At 58.6% G+C, this 17,093-nt stretch carries 22 protein-coding genes; 12 read left to right on the top strand and 10 right to left on the bottom strand.

The genetic code is table 11. The features are described 5' to 3' along the window. Window positions 1–73: 73 nt before the first annotated feature. A complete protein-coding gene (locus RGV06_RS15995) occupies window positions 74–490 on the bottom strand; it encodes an NINE protein (protein WP_019828036.1) in 417 nt (138 codons plus the stop codon). Window positions 491–742: 252 nt separating this feature from the next. Here RGV06_RS15995 and RGV06_RS15990 point away from each other — a divergent pair, with 252 nt between their 5' ends. Continuing rightward, window positions 743–1,390, top strand: coding sequence for a C40 family peptidase (locus RGV06_RS15990; protein ID WP_046810383.1), 648 nt, complete (start codon window positions 743–745; stop codon window positions 1,388–1,390). Window positions 1,391–1,500: 110 nt separating this feature from the next. Here RGV06_RS15990 and RGV06_RS15985 read toward each other — a convergent pair whose 3' ends face one another. Beyond that, window positions 1,501–2,493 (bottom strand): type IV pilus twitching motility protein PilT, encoded by a 993-nt coding sequence (locus RGV06_RS15985; RefSeq protein ID WP_322150478.1) that lies wholly within the window; start codon window positions 2,491–2,493, stop codon window positions 1,501–1,503. Window positions 2,494–2,550: 57 nt separating this feature from the next. Here RGV06_RS15985 and RGV06_RS15980 point away from each other — a divergent pair, with 57 nt between their 5' ends. From RGV06_RS15980 to RGV06_RS15935, 10 genes are all read left to right on the top strand, one after another. Further along, the gene (locus tag RGV06_RS15980) at window positions 2,551–3,237 is read left to right on the top strand and encodes a YggS family pyridoxal phosphate-dependent enzyme (protein ID WP_019828040.1); all 687 of its coding nucleotides are present in this window, start codon (window positions 2,551–2,553) and stop codon (window positions 3,235–3,237) included. Window positions 3,238–3,270: 33 nt separating this feature from the next. After that, window positions 3,271–4,089 carry a pyrroline-5-carboxylate reductase gene (proC, locus tag RGV06_RS15975; RefSeq protein WP_019828041.1) on the top strand — a complete coding sequence of 273 codons (819 nt, stop codon included), beginning with the start codon at window positions 3,271–3,273 and terminating at the stop codon, window positions 4,087–4,089. Between the two features lie 10 nt (window positions 4,090–4,099). Beyond that, a complete protein-coding gene (locus RGV06_RS15970; protein WP_019828042.1) occupies window positions 4,100–4,687 on the top strand; it encodes a YggT family protein in 588 nt (195 codons plus the stop codon). Next, a complete protein-coding gene (locus RGV06_RS15965; protein ID WP_019828043.1) occupies window positions 4,687–4,977 on the top strand; it encodes a DUF167 domain-containing protein in 291 nt (96 codons plus the stop codon). Before RGV06_RS15970 ends, RGV06_RS15965 begins: the two co-directional genes overlap by 1 nt. Window positions 4,978–5,176: 199 nt before the next feature. After that, a complete protein-coding gene (gene metX, locus RGV06_RS15960; protein ID WP_046810381.1) occupies window positions 5,177–6,316 on the top strand; it encodes a homoserine O-succinyltransferase MetX in 1,140 nt (379 codons plus the stop codon). Window positions 6,317–6,323: 7 nt separating this feature from the next. Beyond that, window positions 6,324–6,944, top strand: coding sequence for a methionine biosynthesis protein MetW (metW, locus tag RGV06_RS15955; protein WP_322150475.1), 621 nt, complete (start codon window positions 6,324–6,326; stop codon window positions 6,942–6,944). Window positions 6,945–6,969: 25 nt separating this feature from the next. Beyond that, window positions 6,970–7,407, top strand: a complete 438-nt coding sequence (locus RGV06_RS15950) for a DUF4426 domain-containing protein (RefSeq protein WP_019828046.1) — start codon at window positions 6,970–6,972, stop codon at window positions 7,405–7,407. Continuing rightward, a complete protein-coding gene (gene rdgB / locus RGV06_RS15945; RefSeq protein WP_198821577.1) occupies window positions 7,404–8,000 on the top strand; it encodes an RdgB/HAM1 family non-canonical purine NTP pyrophosphatase in 597 nt (198 codons plus the stop codon). The genes RGV06_RS15950 and rdgB overlap by 4 nt, the downstream gene beginning before the upstream one ends. Next, window positions 7,997–9,211 carry a radical SAM family heme chaperone HemW gene (gene hemW, locus RGV06_RS15940; RefSeq protein ID WP_322150473.1) on the top strand — a complete coding sequence of 405 codons (1,215 nt, stop codon included), beginning with the start codon at window positions 7,997–7,999 and terminating at the stop codon, window positions 9,209–9,211. The genes rdgB and hemW overlap by 4 nt, the downstream gene beginning before the upstream one ends. A 9-nt stretch (window positions 9,212–9,220) precedes the next feature. Further along, a complete protein-coding gene (locus tag RGV06_RS15935; RefSeq protein WP_046810379.1) occupies window positions 9,221–9,547 on the top strand; it encodes a DUF3392 domain-containing protein in 327 nt (108 codons plus the stop codon). 124 nt (window positions 9,548–9,671) lie between these two features. Here RGV06_RS15935 and trmB read toward each other — a convergent pair whose 3' ends face one another. The 4 genes from trmB to RGV06_RS15915 form a co-directional block, all read right to left on the bottom strand. Then, entirely contained in the window at window positions 9,672–10,394 is a 723-nt protein-coding gene (gene trmB / locus RGV06_RS15930; protein WP_019828051.1) for a tRNA (guanosine(46)-N7)-methyltransferase TrmB, read from the bottom strand. A gap of 9 nt (window positions 10,395–10,403) precedes the next feature. Next, on the bottom strand, window positions 10,404–11,198 hold the full coding sequence (locus tag RGV06_RS15925; RefSeq protein WP_019828053.1) for a thiazole synthase: 795 nt from the start codon (window positions 11,196–11,198) through the stop codon (window positions 10,404–10,406). A 58-nt stretch (window positions 11,199–11,256) separates the two neighbouring features. Continuing rightward, entirely contained in the window at window positions 11,257–11,457 is a 201-nt protein-coding gene (thiS, locus tag RGV06_RS15920) for a sulfur carrier protein ThiS (protein WP_019828055.1), read from the bottom strand. A gap of 80 nt (window positions 11,458–11,537) precedes the next feature. Further along, window positions 11,538–11,909, bottom strand: a complete 372-nt coding sequence (locus RGV06_RS15915; protein WP_019828056.1) for a DUF423 domain-containing protein — start codon at window positions 11,907–11,909, stop codon at window positions 11,538–11,540. Window positions 11,910–11,954: 45 nt separating this feature from the next. On the opposite strand from RGV06_RS15915, the gene mtgA reads away from it, so the two are divergent. Beyond that, window positions 11,955–12,710, top strand: a complete 756-nt coding sequence (gene mtgA, locus RGV06_RS15910; protein WP_048352493.1) for a monofunctional biosynthetic peptidoglycan transglycosylase — start codon at window positions 11,955–11,957, stop codon at window positions 12,708–12,710. A gap of 111 nt (window positions 12,711–12,821) precedes the next feature. Here mtgA and rpoH read toward each other — a convergent pair whose 3' ends face one another. From rpoH to ftsY, 4 genes are all read right to left on the bottom strand, one after another. Beyond that, on the bottom strand, window positions 12,822–13,676 hold the full coding sequence (rpoH, locus tag RGV06_RS15905; RefSeq protein ID WP_004419731.1) for an RNA polymerase sigma factor RpoH: 855 nt from the start codon (window positions 13,674–13,676) through the stop codon (window positions 12,822–12,824). 113 nt (window positions 13,677–13,789) lie between these two features. Next, window positions 13,790–14,812, bottom strand: a complete 1,023-nt coding sequence (gene ftsX, locus RGV06_RS15900) for a permease-like cell division protein FtsX (protein ID WP_019828059.1) — start codon at window positions 14,810–14,812, stop codon at window positions 13,790–13,792. After that, entirely contained in the window at window positions 14,809–15,480 is a 672-nt protein-coding gene (gene ftsE / locus RGV06_RS15895) for a cell division ATP-binding protein FtsE (protein WP_019828060.1), read from the bottom strand. Before ftsE ends, ftsX begins: the two co-directional genes overlap by 4 nt. Then, window positions 15,477–16,967: a signal recognition particle-docking protein FtsY gene (gene ftsY / locus RGV06_RS15890; protein WP_322150468.1), complete on the bottom strand. Its 1,491-nt coding sequence runs from the start codon at window positions 16,965–16,967 to the stop codon at window positions 15,477–15,479. Before ftsY ends, ftsE begins: the two co-directional genes overlap by 4 nt. Window positions 16,968–17,093: the final 126 nt, after the last annotated feature.

The raw sequence follows: 17,093 nt of genomic DNA, 5'->3' as shown, positions 1-17,093 counted from the left end.
CGCCGTGGGAGCGAGCCTGCTCGCGAAGATCATTCGCGAGCAGGCTCGCTCCCACAGGGGCAGGGCTTGTGAGTTAACGACGCTCTGCGTTCTTGATCGAGATCTGGGTATTCAAGGTCCAGAAGTCATACAGGATACCGATCAGAAACAAACCGCCGGTAAACAGGTAGATGATCCCTGTGATCCATTTGCCCATGTACATGCGGTGTACGCCGAACAACCCCAGAAACGTCAGCAGAATCCAGGCCACGCTATAGTCGGTGTCGCCTGAGGTGAATCGCAAGTCAGCTTCACGGTCCATGCTCGGGATCAGGAACAAGTCGATCAACCAGCCAATTCCCAATAAGCCCAAGGTGAAAAACCAGATCGTCCCGGTCACCGGCTTGCCGTAATAGAAGCGATGCGCTCCCAGAAAACCAAAAATCCACAGCAGGTAGCCCAGCACTTTGCTGTGAGTATCGCGCTGTATATCGTCTCGATAGCCGCTCATAAATGCCCTCTGTGCTGCTGATAGAAAAATATTGTGAAGTTTTTTGTGACTTTTTTACTGTCGTGCAAAAGGTAAAAGTGTCTTACAAGAAATGGCGCAAAGCCTTGTAGGACCTGACCTGTACCCTTCTCATGTGACAATTTGCCACCACGTTTGCGGAATTTGACCCCATAGTCCAACTGACAAATGGCCTGAGAAAGGACAAAAAAGCTGTTATAAAGTTTCGCGTTTACAACCATTGAGCCCTGCCGAATGCGTCCTATATTCAAGACATGGCTAACCATTTGCCTATTATTGCCACTGGCCGCCCACGCCACCAATCGTGAGCAACATCTTCCTTCAGGCTTCACTGGCTACACCGCAAAATCATCTGCGGGCGCCACTTACGTTGCCTCTAACAGCAAGACCGTAGCACGTCCTGCAACCAGTAAAGCCCACCGCAAAGCCCCAGGCAAAATTGCGACCGCTTCCCTGGCAGCCGCCAACAAGCAAAGCAGCACGGTCCTGAGCCGCGCTGTAAACGTGTTGGGTACCCCTTATCGTTGGGGCGGCAGCAGCCCAAGCAAAGGGTTTGACTGCAGCGGCCTGGTCAAATACGCCTTTAATGACGTTGCGGCAGTCGATTTGCCTCGCACCTCCAGCGAAATGGCCAGCGGTCATGGTCAAAAGGTCGAACGCAAGGACTTGAAGCCTGGCGACCTGCTGTTTTTCAACATCAAGAGCCGCAAGGTCAACCACGTTGCCATTTACCTGGGCAACGACCGGTTTATCCACGCCCCGCGTCGCGGCAAGTCGGTGACTATCGACACGCTGAAAAAGCCTTACTGGCAGAGCCACTACGTGGTCGCCAAGCGCGTATTACCTAAAGAGAAAACCCCGCTGCAGGTTGTGCAACGCTAAAGCTGTGGGAGCGGGCTTGCTCGCGATGGGAGCGATGTGGTTCACCCGCTGAACCGCGCCGCCTGGATCGCGAGCAAGCCCGCTCCCACAGAAACAACACCCCCACCCCGTTATTGCGTCAGCCCCTGCTCTCTCAGCCGGTTCAGACCCATCTCCAGCGTCTGCATGCCCACCGCTGAGCCGGTCTGGATTGCTGAAACCATCTGCGCCACCTTGTTCTCCCGAATCAGATGTCGAATCGCAGGCGTCGCCAACATGATTTCGTGAGCCGCCACACGCCCCCCGCCTATTTTTTTCACCAGCGTCTGGGAAACCACGGCCTGCAGTGACTCTGAAAGCATGGCCCGCACCATCGCCTTTTCGTCGCCTGGAAACACATCCACCATACGGTCGACGGTCTTGGCCGCCGACGATGTGTGCAATGTGGCTAACACCAGATGCCCGGTTTCGGCCGCGGTCAGCGCCAGCCTTATGGTGTCCAGGTCACGCATCTCGCCCAGCATGATCACATCCGGGTCTTCACGCATGGCCGAACGCAAGGCAGCTGCAAAACTGTGGGTATGGCGATACACCTCACGCTGGCTGATCAGGGATTGACGCGGCTCGTGGATAAATTCGATGGGGTCTTCAAGGGTGAGGATGTGCCGTTGGCAGGTGCGGTTGAGGTGATCAATCATTGCCGCCAGGGTGGTGGTTTTGCCCGAACCCGTCGCCCCCGTGACCAGGACCAGCCCGTGAGGGGCATGACAGAGCTGACTGAATACGTCACCCAGACCCAACGATTCAAGGCTGGGCACCTCTTGGCCGATGCGCCGAAACACCGCCCCGGGGCCACGCTGCTGCTCGAAAGCATTGACCCTAAAGCGGCCCAGCTCCGGCAAGGCGTACGCAAAATCGGCTTCGAGGTGCGCCTCGAACCCGCGGCGCTGTGCTTCACTCATGATGCCGTGAACAAGCCCTCGCACCTGATCTGCCCCCAGCACCGGAAAATCGCAGCGCTGCATGTCACCGTCAATGCGCAGCATCGGCACCACGCCAGCTGACAGGTGCAAGTCCGAAGCCCCGTGATTGACGCTGAACGCCAACAGGTCGGCGATATCCATCCCCCCTCCCAATTCCAGTAGAATGCCGCAGACTTTCACAACGGCGGGCTTAAACGAATGTCCACGATAGCAGGCAACATTGCGCAGGTTGAGGCACGCATTCGTGCAGCTGCCCTGGCTGTGCAACGTGATGTAACGAGCATTCACCTGCTCGCTGTCAGCAAGACCAAACCTGCCGCCGCACTGCGTGAAGCCTATGCCGCAGGGGTTCGCGACTTTGGCGAAAACTACCTGCAGGAAGCCCGCGCCAAACAGGTTGAATTAGCCGACCTGCCCTTGTGTTGGCACTTCATCGGCCCCATTCAATCGAACAAGACGCGCGACATCGCCGAGCATTTTGCGTGGGTGCATTCCGTGGACCGGCTCAAGATTGCCCAGCGTTTGTCTGACCAACGCCCGGCAGACTTGCCGCCGCTCAATATCTGCATTCAAGTCAATGTCAGTGGCGAGGCCAGTAAGTCGGGCTGTAACCCGGCAGACTTGCCTGCGCTGGCGGCCGCTATCAGCGGGCTGCCACGCTTGAAACTGCGCGGCTTGATGGCGATTCCGGAACCCACTGAAGACCGCGCCGAGCAGGACGCCGCCTTTGCGACGGTCCGCACGCTGCAAGAGAGCCTGAACATGGGGCTCGACACGCTTTCGATGGGCATGAGCCACGACCTGGAGTCAGCTATTGCCCAAGGCGCCACCTGGGTGCGTATTGGCACCGCATTGTTTGGTGCCCGCGACTACGGCCAGGCCTGAAAGGGCCTCTCTCATTTATTAAAAGGATCGGTTATGAGCAAAACGCGTATTGCCTTTATCGGCGCCGGCAACATGGCTTCCAGCCTGATCGGCGGCCTGCTGGCCAAGGGTCTGGATGCAGCACAGATCCGCGCCAGCGATCCCGGTGCCGAGACCCGGGCCAAAGTAGCCGCCGAGCACGGTATCGAACTGTTTGCCGATAACGACCAAGCCATTCAAGACGCCGATGTGATTGTGATCGCGGTCAAGCCACAGGCCATGAAAGCCGTGTGCCAGGCCTTGCGCCCGCACCTTCTGCCGCACCAGTTGCTGGTATCGATTGCCGCCGGTATTACCTGCGCCAGCATGCTCAACTGGCTGGGCAGTCAACCGCTGGTGCGCTGCATGCCCAACACCCCCGCGCTGCTGGGCAAAGGCGTGAGCGGATTGTACGCCACGACCGACGTCAGCACCGAGCAACGCCAACTGGCCGAGCAACTGTTGAGCGCTGTGGGCATTGCGCTGTGGGTTGATACCGAAGCACAGATCGATGCTGTGACCGCAGTGTCCGGCAGCGGCCCGGCGTATTTCTTCTTGCTGATCGAAGCGATGACTGATGCTGGCGTCAAGCTCGGCCTGCCCCGCGAAGTCGCCAAGCAGCTTGCCGAGCAGACTGCTCTGGGCGCCGCGCACATGGCCGTGGGCAGCGACGTCGACGCCGCTGAGCTGCGCCGCCGCGTCACCTCGCCAGCCGGGACCACCGAAGCTGCAATCAAATCATTCCAGGCCGACGGCTTCGCAGCCTCAGTCGAAAAAGCATTGAGTGCCGCCGCGCACCGCTCGGCCGAAATGGCCGAACAACTGGGTCAATAAGGAGCACATGATGTCAGGACTAAATGGCGCAGCCATTTTCGTAATTCAAACCCTGGGTAGCCTCTACCTGCTGATCGTACTGCTGCGATTCATCCTGCAACTGGTGCGCGCCAACTTCTACAACCCGCTGTGCCAGTTCACGGTCAAGGCCACCCAGCCTCTGCTCAAGCCTCTGCGCCGGGTGATTCCAAGCCTGTTCGGCCTGGACATGTCCTCGCTGGTGCTGGCTATCGTCGTGCAGATGGTGATTTTCGCCGTGGTACTGACGCTCAGCTACATGTCGTTCAACATACTGGGCTTGCTGCTCTGGGCCATCATTGGCGTGACGGCCCTGTTTTTGAAGGTGTTCTTCTTCGCCATGATCATCAGCGTGATCCTGTCGTGGGTTGCGCCGGGCAGCACCAGCCCGGGCGCTGAACTGGTCAACCAGATCACCGAGCCTGCCCTGGCACCGTTCCGCCGCTTTCTGCCGAGCATGGGCGGCCTGGATATTTCGCCGATCCTGGCATTTATGGTGATTCAATTGATCCAGAGCTACGTGATCCCGCCGTTGGCGATGTACGTCGGGATGCCGGTCGTGTTGTTCGGCCTGATCTGATGAGCTACTTCCGTTGGGACGGCGAGGACTTGATTCTCGACTGTCACCTGCAACCCAAGGCCAGCAGCGATGAATTTGCCGGCCTGCACGGTGACCGTCTGAAAATCCGCCTCACCGCCCCTCCGGTTGAAGGTAAGGCCAATGCCCACCTGATGGCTTTTCTGGCCAAGGCGTTTGGCATCTCCAAAAGCCAGGTAAGCCTGATCAGCGGCGAACTGAACCGTCAGAAACGGGTGCGCTTGCACGGCCCGAAAAAACTGCCGGACCTGCCGGGGCTGGCCAGGCCCTGAACCAAAACCTGTAGTCGCTGCCGCAGGCTGCGAAGAGTTGCGTAGCAACTCGTTGTCCAGGGGGCGCCCACGATCCCCTTCGCAGCCTGCGGCAGCGACTACAGGTTTGGGTCAGGTCATAAAATCAGCCCAGACCATTGCTTGCTGCTGGGTCCCCCGCTCATTAGACTTACGCCTCATTTAAATGAGAGCAGGGTCGATGCCAGCTGCCTTTCCCCCCGATTCCGTTGGTCTGGTTGTGCCGCAAACGGCGCACTTCAACGAGCCCCTGGCGTTAGCCTGCGGCCGCTCGCTGCCTGCCTACGACCTGATTTACGAAACCTACGGCCAGCTCAATGCCACCGCCAGCAATGCGGTACTGATCTGTCATGCGCTGTCAGGGCACCATCATGCGGCGGGCTATCACAGCGCCGATGATCGCAAGCCCGGCTGGTGGGACAGTTGCATCGGTCCCGGCAAGCCTATCGACACCAACAAGTTCTTCGTCGTCAGCCTGAACAATCTGGGCGGTTGCAACGGCTCTACCGGCCCCAGCAGCATCAACCCCGAGACCGGTCGCCCGTTTGGCGCCGAGTTCCCGGTATTGACCGTCGAAGACTGGGTCCACAGCCAGGCTCGTCTGGCCGAACGGCTGGGGATCTACCAGTGGGCTGCCGTAATCGGTGGCAGCCTGGGCGGCATGCAGGCACTGCAGTGGAGCATCAGTTACCCGGATCGCCTGCGCCATTGCCTGGCGATTGCCTCAGCACCCAAGTTGTCTGCGCAAAATATTGCGTTCAACGAAGTCGCCCGTCAGGCCATCCTCACTGACCCTGAGTTCCACGGCGGTTCGTTCCAGGAAAAAGGCGTGATCCCCAAGCGCGGCCTGATGCTGGCACGCATGGTAGGGCACATCACTTATCTGTCCGATGACTCGATGGGTGAAAAATTTGGCCGAGGCCTGAAAAACGAAAACCTCAACTACGACTTCCACAGCGTCGAGTTCCAGGTCGAGAGCTACCTGCGTTATCAGGGCGAAGAGTTCTCCGGGCGTTTCGACGCCAATACCTACCTGCTGATGACCAAGGCGCTGGACTACTTCGACCCGGCGGCCAATTTCGATGACGACCTGGCTAAAACCTTTGCCGGGGCCAAGGCGCGCTTTTGCGTGATGTCGTTCACCACCGACTGGCGCTTTTCGCCGGCCCGTTCGCGGGAGCTGGTGGATGCACTGATGGCCGCGAAAAAAGACGTGTGCTACCTCGAAATCGACGCTCCGCAGGGCCATGACGCCTTCCTGATCCCGATCCCGCGCTACCTGCAAGCCTTCAGCAATTACATGAACCGAATAGAACTGTGAGAACGCCATGAGAGCCGACCTGGAAATCATCCAAGACTGGATCCCCGCCGGCAGCCGCGTGCTCGACCTCGGTTGTGGTGATGGTGAACTGCTGAGCTGGCTGCGCGACAACAAGCAAGTCACCGGCTACGGCCTGGAAAACGACCCGGACAACATCGCCGAGTGCGTCGCCAAGGGCATCAACGTTATCGAGCAAGACCTCGACAAAGGCCTGGGCAACTTCGCCAGCAACAGTTTCGACATCGTGGTTATGACTCAGGCGCTTCAAGCCGTGCATTACCCCGACCGGATTCTCGACGAGATGCTGCGCGTCGGTCGTCAGTGCATCATTACCTTCCCCAACTTCGGTCACTGGCGCTGCCGTTGGTACCTGGCCAGCAAGGGACGGATGCCGGTTTCCGACTTTCTGCCCTATACCTGGTACAACACGCCGAACATCCACTTCTGTACCTTCGAAGACTTCGAAGCGCTGTGCCGTGGTCGTGAAGCCCAAGTGATCAACCGCCTCGCAGTCGATCAGCAACACCGGCACGGGTGGGCAAGCAAGATATGGCCTAACCTGTTGGGCGAGATTGGCATTTATCGTGTCAGCAGCCTTGGCCTTCAGGATCATCAGGTCGCGGTTTAAACCAGCAAGTTCAAGGAGAGTGAAAATGGGTCGTATTGGATTACTACTGCTTTCAATGTGTTTTGGCATGCAGGCTTTGGCCAGTGATGGCGCATCTGCCCAGCGTCAGCAGACGTTTGGCGACACAACGGTGTACTACAACGCGTTCCCGTCAACTTTCCTGACGCCGCAAATTGCCAATGAAGTTCAAGTCACCCGCAGCAAAACCAATGCGGTACTGAACATAACCCTGAACAAGGGCGGCAAAAACATTGCAGCCAACGTTCAGGGCACGGTCCAGAGTGGCGATGGTAAACCGACACCGCTGACGTTCCGGCAGGTGGGCAAGAACGGCGAAATCAACTATCTGGCCCAATTCCCGGTGGCCGGCCCGCAAACCTTCTCCTTCAAGGTGGATGTGAAGGCGGGCGGCGCAACCTCTGAAACCATCCAATTTTCTCAAATGGTCGCTCCAATCGAATGATGAACCTCACGCAACTGGTACTGGCTAGCCACAACGCCGGCAAACTCAAAGAACTTCAGGCCATGCTCGGCGAGTCGGTGCAGTTGCGCTCGATTGGAGAGTTCAGCAACGTCGAACCGGATGAAACCGGTTTGTCGTTTGTTGAAAACGCGATTCTCAAAGCCCGCAATGCGGCGCGCATCTCGGGTTTGCCGGCACTGGCCGACGATTCGGGGCTGGCGGTGGACTTTCTGGGCGGTGCACCGGGCATCTACTCGGCGCGTTATGCCGATGGCAAAGGTGACGCGGCGAATAACGCCAAGCTGCTTGAAGCCCTCAAGGACGTGCCTGAAGCCGAGCGCGGCGCGCAGTTTGTCTGCGTGCTGGCGCTGGTGCGTCATGCCGATGATCCGCTACCGATTATCTGCGAAGGCTTGTGGCACGGGCGCATCCTGCCTGCCGCCAGCGGCGAACACGGTTTTGGCTATGACCCGCTGTTCTGGGTACCGGAGCGCAACTGCTCCAGCGCCGAACTCAGCCCGAGCGAGAAAAACCAGCTGAGCCATCGTGCCCGGGCCATGGTTCTTCTGCGTCAGCGTTTGGGCCTGAAATGACCCACGACACACCTCCGCAGCCGCTCTACCTGGGCGCGGCTGGCTTTACCCAGCAGGCGCCACGCGCACCGCTGAGCCAATTGCCACCCCTGTCGCTGTATATCCATATTCCGTGGTGCGTGCGCAAATGCCCGTATTGCGACTTCAACTCCCACACCGCCAGCCCCGTGCTGCCCGAAGACGAATACGTCGACGCGCTGCTGGCCGATCTCGATCAGGACTTGCAGGCCGTTTATGGCCGAGAGCTGAGCTCGATTTTCTTTGGCGGCGGCACACCGAGCCTGTTCAGCGCGCAATCGCTAGAGCGCCTGCTCAAAGGCGTTGAAGCGCGCATCCCGTTTGCCAGCGACATTGAAATCACCCTGGAAGCCAACCCCGGTACATTCGAGCAGGACAAGTTCGTGGCGTACCGCCAGTTGGGGATCAATCGCCTGTCGATTGGCATCCAGAGCTTCCAGCAGGAAAAACTGCAGGCACTGGGCCGCATCCACAACGGTGACGAGGCCGTGCGTGCAGCCGGGATGGCGCGCCAGGCGGGCTTTGATAACTTCAACCTGGACTTGATGCACGGTTTGCCCGATCAGTCGCTGGAGGACGCCCTGAGCGATCTGCGCCAGGCTATCGCACTCAAGCCGACGCACCTGTCGTGGTATCAGCTGACACTGGAGCCCAACACGGTGTTCTGGAACCAGCCTCCGGTCCTGCCTGAAGACGACACTTTGTGGGATATCCAGGAAGCCGGTCAGGCGCTGCTCGCCGAACACGGCTACGCCCAGTACGAAGTTTCGGCTTATGCCCAGCCCGGTCGGCCGGCGCGGCACAACCTCAACTACTGGAGCTTCGGCGACTTTATCGGCATCGGCGCCGGCGCCCACGGCAAGTTGAGCCATCCCGATGGCCGTATCGTGCGTACCTGGAAAACCCGTCTACCGAAGGATTACCTGAATCCAGCTAAAAACTTTCAAGCAGGCGAGAAAACCCTTACAGCCGAAGAGCTACCCTTCGAGTTTCTAATGAACGCCTTGCGTCTGACTGATGGCGTTGACTCGGCGCTCTACCCTCAGCGCACCGGACTACCCCTCGACAGCCTGAACATTGGACGCAAAGAAGCAGAACAAAGTGGCTTATTGCAGGTCGAACCGTCACGACTGGCGGCTACCGCCCGAGGCCAGCTGTTTCTCAACGACTTGCTGCAGCACTTTTTGACTTAAGGAACTCGAATGGACTTGGTACTTGACCTGCTTGCCACCGTGTCGCGCTGGAGCCGCAGTCACCTTTCAGAAATCGCTCTGGCCCTGATCGGCTGCGTGCTGGTGCTGTTTGGCGCCGACTTCAAGGGCTGGGTCGAACAGCGTCTGGGCAGTATCGCGGGCGCCTTGCGCGTACCGCTGATGGCCTTGCTTTGCCTGATCGGCAGCGGCGCTGCCTTGATCTACGCTACACCGTGGGTCGAGCGCGGTCTGAGTCAATTTAATAACTACAGTCTGGCGCCGGTGTTGTTGGTAGTGCTGGTGTTGATCGGGGTTGTGGCGGATCGGCGGGGGTAGACGTACCTGACTGTAGTCGCTGCCGAGGCACGAGGCTGCGATCGGCGGCGAAGCCGTCGCACTTACCTCGTGGATCTTCAAAGAAACGGGTTGCTACGCAACCCTTCGCAGCCTTCGGCAGCGACTACGCCAGCTTTTCGAACTTCAAGTCCCACACGCCATGACCCAGACGTTCGCCGCGGCGTTCGAACTTGGTCACCGGCCGCTCTGCTGGACGCGGCACACACAGACCGTCCTCGGCCAGGTTGCGGTAGCCCGGCGCGACGTTCATCACTTCCAGCATATATTCCGCATACGGTTCCCAATCGGTAGCCATGTGCAGCACGCCACCGACCTTGAGCTTGGAGCGCACCAGTTCAGCGAAGGACGCCTGCACGATCCGGCGCTTGTGGTGACGGCTCTTGTGCCAAGGGTCCGGGAAGAACAGCAGCAGACGGTCAAGGCTGTTGTCAGCCACGCAACGGGTCAGCACTTCGATTGCATCGCAATCGTAAACCCGCAGGTTGGTCAGGCCTTGCGTCAGTACGCCATTAAGCAGCGCGCCGACACCCGGGCGGTGAACCTCTACCCCGATGAAGTCCTGCTCAGGCGAGGCAGCAGCCATTTCCAGCAGGGAGTGACCCATGCCAAAGCCGATTTCGAGAGTACGCGGCGCGGAGCGACCGAAAACCTGATCAAAATCGACCGGCGCGTCAGCCAGCGGCAGTACATAAAGCGGCGTGCCTTGATCGAGGCCGCGTTGCTGGCCTTCGGTCATGCGCCCGGCGCGCATCACAAAACTCTTGATGCGACGGTGTTGGCGATCTTCGCCTTCTTCCGGGATTGGGGTGTCTAGTGATTCAGTCATCAGTGGCTCTTACTTGATCAGACCATCCAGCGGCGAAGAGGCGCTGGCATAGAGTTTTTTCGGCATGCGCCCGGCCAGATACGCCAGACGGCCCGCCACAATGGCGTGCTTCATGGCTTCGGCCATGATGATAGGGTGCTGGGCGTTGGCGATGGCCGAGTTCATCAGCACCGCCTCACAACCCATTTCCATGGCAATGGTCGCGTCGGAGGCAGTACCCACACCCGCATCGACCAGCACCGGAATTTTTGCTTCCTCAAGAATGATGCGCAGGTTGTAGGGGTTGCAGATCCCCAGACCTGTACCGATCAGGCCAGCCAGCGGCATCACGGCAATACAGCCCATGGCTTCAAGCTCGCGGGCAATGATTGGGTCATCACTGGTGTACACCATGACGTCAAAACCATCCTTGACCAGAATCTCGGCGGCCTTGAGGGTTTCGATGACGTTGGGGAACAGGGTCTTCTGATCAGCCAGCACTTCGAGCTTGACCAGCTTGTGGCCGTCGAGCAGCTCACGGGCCAGGCGACAGGTGCGCACAGCTTCTACCGCGTCATAGCAACCGGCGGTGTTAGGCAGGATGGTGTAGCGGTCCGGCGGCAGCACGTCGAGCAGGTTCGGCTCGCCCGGGTTCTGACCGATGTTGGTACGGCGCACAGCAACGGTAACGATCTCTGCACCCGAGGCTTCGATGGCCAGGCGGGTTTCTTCAAGGTCACGGTACTTGCCCGTGCCCACCAGCAGACGCGACTGATAAGTACGGCCTGCCAGGGTAAAAGGCTTGTCGCTACGAACGTTGCTCATCGGGAATCCTCTTTAATTGTGTGCACTGTGGAGCGAGCGTGAAGGGCGGGGGAGAAAACTAGCCGCCACCGATGGCGTGCACCACTTCAACCTGATCGCCTGCTTTGAGTACCGTCTCGGCGTGCTGGCTGCGCGGGACAATGTCCAGATTAAGCTCGACAGCAACGCGACGGCCGGTCAGCTCCTGAAGTGCCAGCAGGTCCGCAACGGTCTGACCGTCCGGTAGTTCAAAGGATTCACCGTTCAACTGAATGAGCATGCGCGACGCTGCCTTCATTTTAAGGGGCCAGCATTCTAGCCCGATCAGTCAGGCCGACCCAAGCCATTCATCTTGTGGGCTCAGCTCAGGCGCCAGGCGGCCAGCCCCAAACACAGCCAACCGGCCAAAAATGCCAGTCCACCGAAGGGCGTAATGATCCCCAGCTTGCTGATGCCGGTCATGGTCAACAGGTACAGGCTGCCGGAGAACAGCACGATCCCGAGGGCAAAACAGAGACCGGCCCAGGTCACCAGGCGTCCGGGAAGGTGGGTGGCAAGCAGTGCTACGCCGAAAAGGGCCAGGGTGTGGACCAGTTGATAGGTCACGCCTGTATGAAAAATAGCCAGATACTGCTCTGTCAAGCGACCTTTCAGGCCGTGGGCGGCAAACGCGCCCAGCGCAACACCGGTAAAGCCGAAGAAAGCGGCAAGCATCAAAAACGTGCGCAGCATGGGGTCACTCCAGTCAGGATCATCGAATGGCGCAGGGTCTGTATAATGGCCCGCTCAACGGGTTCGGCCAAGCCATCTATGCTGCGTTTTCTTGTTCATCGCTTTCTTAAAGCCCTGCTCTGGTTCGCAGTGGGCAGCGCATTACTGGTGCTGGTGTTTCGCTGGGTGCCACCCCCCGGCACTGCACTGATGGTGGAGCGCAAGGTCGAGTCGTGGTTCGATGCAGAGCCCATCGACCTGCAGCGCAGCTGGCGTCCCTGGGATGAAATCTCCAATGACCTCAAAGTTGCGGTCATGGCGGGCGAGGACCAAAAATTCCCCGAGCACTGGGGTTTCGACTTCGGTGCAATCCGGGCAGCCCTGGTCCACAACGAGCAAGGCGGCACATTGCGCGGCGCCAGCACACTGAGCCAGCAAGTGTCGAAGAACCTGTTTTTATGGTCGGGTCGCAGCTGGCTACGCAAGGGGCTGGAAGCCTGGTTTACCGGGCTGATTGAAATACTCTGGCCCAAGCAGCGGATTCTTGAGGTGTACCTCAACAGTGCAGAGTGGGATGAAGGCGTGTTCGGCGCAGAAGCGGCAGCCCGCCATCACTTTGGCGTGAGTGCCAAGAACCTTTCAGCCCAGCAGGCCAGCTACCTGGCGGCAGTGCTGCCCAGCCCGCTGAACTGGAGCGCCAGCCACCCCAGCACCTACGTGAGCCGCCGTGCAGGCTGGATTCGCCAGCAAATGCGACAGTTAGGCGGGGACAGCTACCTCGACACCCTGAACAACTCGCGCAAGGCGCCGTGGGCTGACTGAAGCTGCACATGAGTTTGTGGGAGCGGGCTGTGCCGTAGAATGAACGCAACTGCAACACACACAAAAACGCCCCGGCTCTTGCGAACCGGGGCGTTTTTTTGTCGAGCCGGGTTAAGCGGCAATCGACAGTTTGAGCTTGTTCATCGCGCTTTTTTCAAGCTGACGGATCCGCTCGGCTGACACGTTGTACTTCTGTGCCAGGTCGTGCAGCGTGGCTTTCTCTTCAGCCAGCCAGCGCTGATACAGAATGTCACGACTGCGGTCATCCAGCACTTCCAGCGCTTCATGCAGGTTGCTGGTGGAGTTATCAGTCCAGTCAGCATCTTCCAGTTGGCGCGCCGGGTCGTACCGGTGGTCTTCCAGGTAGTTGGCTGGCGACTGGAATGCACTGTCGTCGTCAGCTTCAGCTGCCGGGTCGAAGGCCATGTCATGACCGGTCAGGCGGCTTTCCATCTCCCGCACTTCACGAGGTTCTACGCCGAGGCTTTCAGCCACACGATGAACTTCGTCGTTGTTCAGCCAGGCCAAACGTTTTTTCTGGCTGCGCAGGTTGAAGAACAGTTTGCGCTGAGCCTTGGTGGTCGCGACTTTCACGATCCGCCAGTTACGCAAAATGAACTCGTGGATCTCTGCCTTGATCCAGTGCACGGCGAACGACACCAGACGCACGCCCATTTCAGGGTTAAAGCGTTTGACCGCCTTCATCAGGCCGACGTTACCTTCCTGGATCAGGTCAGCCTGAGCCAGGCCATAGCCCGAATAACTACGGGCAATGTGTACAACAAAACGCAGGTGGGCGAGCACCATCTGCCGAGCCGCCCCCAAATCCTGCTCATAGTAGAGACTCTCGGCCAGTTCACGCTCCTGCTCCGGTGTCAGCAGTGGAATGCTGTTCACCGTGTTTACATAGGCCTCAAGGTTCGCACCAGGGACCAACGCATACGCAGGTTGCAAAGAAGTGGTCATACGAAAAAACCTCCGTCTCACATAACTCGTGCAGTTCAGCACTGCGAAAGTTGACCGGAAACCTAGAAAAAAGTTCCCAAAAAAAGCTGAAAAGGTCAACAGGTGTAAAGACACTACTTGGGCGAAAGCTCACGTAAGTGACGCGCTACTGCAATCCATGCACCGATATACCCTAACAACACCGCGCCAAGCAATAGAGACAGACCATCGGCTACCGGCACACCCGCCAAAGCAAAATTGCTGCCGTACAAGCCGGCCAATCCCACCACCGCGTCGTTAAGCCAGTTCAAACCGAATGCCAAAACGCCCCAGGACAGCACTCCCGCACCGAAACCGTACAGCGCACCCATGTAAAGAAATGGCCTGCGCACATAGCTGTCAGTACCACCGACCAGCTTGATCACCTCGATTTCGATGCGACGGTTCTCAATATGCAAACGAATCGTATTACCGATAACCAGCAGCAAAGCCGACACCAGCAATACCGTCAAGCCAAACACAAAACGATCACCCAATTTCAGGATGGCCGCCAACCGCTCGACCCAGACTAGATCAAGTTGCGCCTGTTGCACCTTCGGCAGCTGCGCAAGACGTTCGCGAAGGGCTTCAAGAGTGGCCTTATCGACCTCTGCCGGGGTCACCAGCACCACGCCCGGCAACGGATTATCGGGCAGTTCTTTAAGCGCTTCGCCCAGCCCTGACTGCTGCTGGAACTCTTCAAGGGCCTTTTCGCGACTGATAAATTCTGCGTCAGCCACCCCAGCCATACCTTTTATCTGATCGCTGAGTTTTTCACCCTGTTCGCTGCTGGCATCCATCTGCAGGTACAGAGAGATTTGCGCCGCACGCTGCCACGACCCCCCCAGACGCTCGACGTTGTTAAGCAACAACGACAGGCCCATGGGCAAGCTCAGGGCAACTGCCATCACCAGACAGGTAAAAAAGCTGCCAATGGGCTGCTTGCCCAGACGCTTGAGGCTATCGAGCAAACTTGCGCGATGGGCCTCAACCCAGGCGTGAAACAACATGGCGAAGGTCGGACCATCGTCATCATCGTGTTTTTTCTTCGGCGGCTGCGGGTCGGCAGCCTTGGGCGCTACGCGCTCTGACACTTTGGAGCTGCGTGTCGCACTCATACGGCGGCCTCCCCGTCGCCAATCAATCGCCCGCGCTGCAACGTCAGCATGCGGTGGCGCATACGTGCGATCAGTGCCAGGTCATGGCTGGCGATCAGTACGCTGGTGCCCAAACGGTTGATGTCTTCAAATACACCCATGATTTCCGCCGCCAGACGCGGATCGAGGTTACCCGTGGGCTCATCGGCCAGCAGCAAAGCCGGACGATGAACGATGGCGCGGGCAATGCCGACGCGTTGTTGCTGGCCGGTGGACAAATCACCCGGGTACAGGTCGGTCTTGTCCGACAGCGCAACACGCTCCAGCGCTGAGTCGACCCGCTTGGCGATTTCAGGCTTGGACAACCCGAGGATCTGCAACGGCAAGGCGACGTTATTGAACACCGTACGATCAAACAACAGCTGATGGTTCTGGAACACCACGCCGATCTGGCGACGCAAGAAAGGAATCTGCGCGTTGCTGATCTGCCCCAGGTCCTGCCCGGCCAGCAGCAACTTGCCCGTGGTCGGACGTTCCATCGCCAGCAGCAGGCGCAGCAGCGTGCTTTTACCTGCGCCGGAGTGGCCGGTCACAAAGAGGAATTCCCCTCGACGGACCCGAAAGCTCAGCTCGTGCAGGCCCACGTGTCCATTTGGATAGCGCTTACCGACCTGCTCGAAACGAATCATGGACGCTCCCGCTCCGCAAATAGAGCCTGGACAAAGGGTTCGGACTCAAAATCACGTAAATCATCAATGCCTTCACCCACACCGATAAAACGAATCGGAATGTTGAATTGCTTGGCCAAGGCGAAAATCACCCCGCCCTTGGCCGTGCCATCCAGCTTGGTCAGCGCCAGGCCTGTGAGCGCAACGGTCTGATCAAACTGCTTGGTCTGGCTGATAGCGTTCTGCCCTGTACCGGCATCGAGCACCAACAGCACTTCGTGCGGGGCGTCTGCGTCGAGCTTGCCGATAACCCGGCGAACTTTCTTGAGTTCTTCCATCAGGTTGTCTTTGGTGTGCAGGCGACCGGCGGTGTCAGCGATCAATACGTCGATGCCTCGGGCCTTGGCTGCCTGCACGGCGTCAAAAATCACCGAGGCCGAATCAGCACCAGTGTGCTGGGCAATCACCGGAATACTGTTGCGCTCGCCCCACACCTGCAACTGCTCGACGGCGGCGGCGCGAAAGGTATCGCCAGCAGCCAGCATGACTTTCTTGCCTTCAAGCTGAAGCTTTTTGGCCAGCTTGCCGATGGTGGTGGTTTTACCCGCGCCGTTGACGCCCACTACCAGAATCACAAAAGGCTTGTTTTGCGATTCGATTTTCAGCGGTTGCTCAACCGGTTTGAGCATGGCCGCCAGCTCGTCCTGCAACGACTTGTACAGTGCGTCGGCATCGGTCAGTTGCTTGCGGGCAACCTTCTGCGTCAGATTTTTGATAATCACCGACGTTGCTTCAACGCCCACATCGGCGGTCAGCAATCGGGTTTCGATCTCTTCGAGCAAGTCGTCATCAATGGCTTTTTTACCCAGAAACAGGCTGGCCATGCCTTCGCCAATGCTGGCGCTGGTCTTGGACAAACCTTGTTTAAGGCGGGCGAAGAAGCCGGTTTTTGGCTCAGCTGCAACAGCTATCGCTGGAACAGGTGCTTCAATGACAGGCTGCGGCGTTGTCACCGGAGCAGAAACAGCAACCGCCGGAGCGGACACGATGACCGGCTCAACAACTGGCTCTGGTTTTGGCTCAGGCTCTGGTTGCGGTTCTGGCTCTGGCTCAACGATGGGTTCAACCACCTCGGGCTCTTCGACCACAGGTTCAGGGGCAATCACCGGCTCGGGAACAACGACTTCAGGCTCCGGGATCGGCGGCACGACATGCGGTGCCTGCACGTCTGCAACCAGTGCAACCGGCTCTTCAGGAACAGGCAGCGGCGGCCATGGCGTCGGCGCAGGGGCCGGTTCAACCGCTGGAGTTGCAGCCACCACAACCACTTCAGGCGTTGCCTCGACGACCACAGGAGCGGCCTCAATCAACGGCTCAGGGGTTATTTCAGGAGCAGGCGCGGGCTGTTCCACGACGGGTTCCTGCGGCTTTCTGCGCAGCCATCCGAACAGGCCTTTTTTCTCGCCAGCCGCAGCTGGGTTCTTCTTGTCGTCGTTGGAACCAAACATGGAGGACGGCTATCTCATCGTAGCGACGCGCCACTGTGGCGCCCCGGCAAATAATATTCGGTGTGAAACAGACTGTAATTTCGTCAGCTTGTTCGCACGCAACTTTGTTTAGAGGGTAAAGCACAC

It is taken from the genome of Pseudomonas sp. CCI3.1 (assembly GCF_034313985.1).
Lineage (GTDB): Bacteria > Pseudomonadota > Gammaproteobacteria > Pseudomonadales > Pseudomonadaceae > Aquipseudomonas > Aquipseudomonas psychrophila.
Note: the sequence above shows the minus strand (reverse complement) of the source record. Positions and strands in the feature narration are given on the sequence as shown.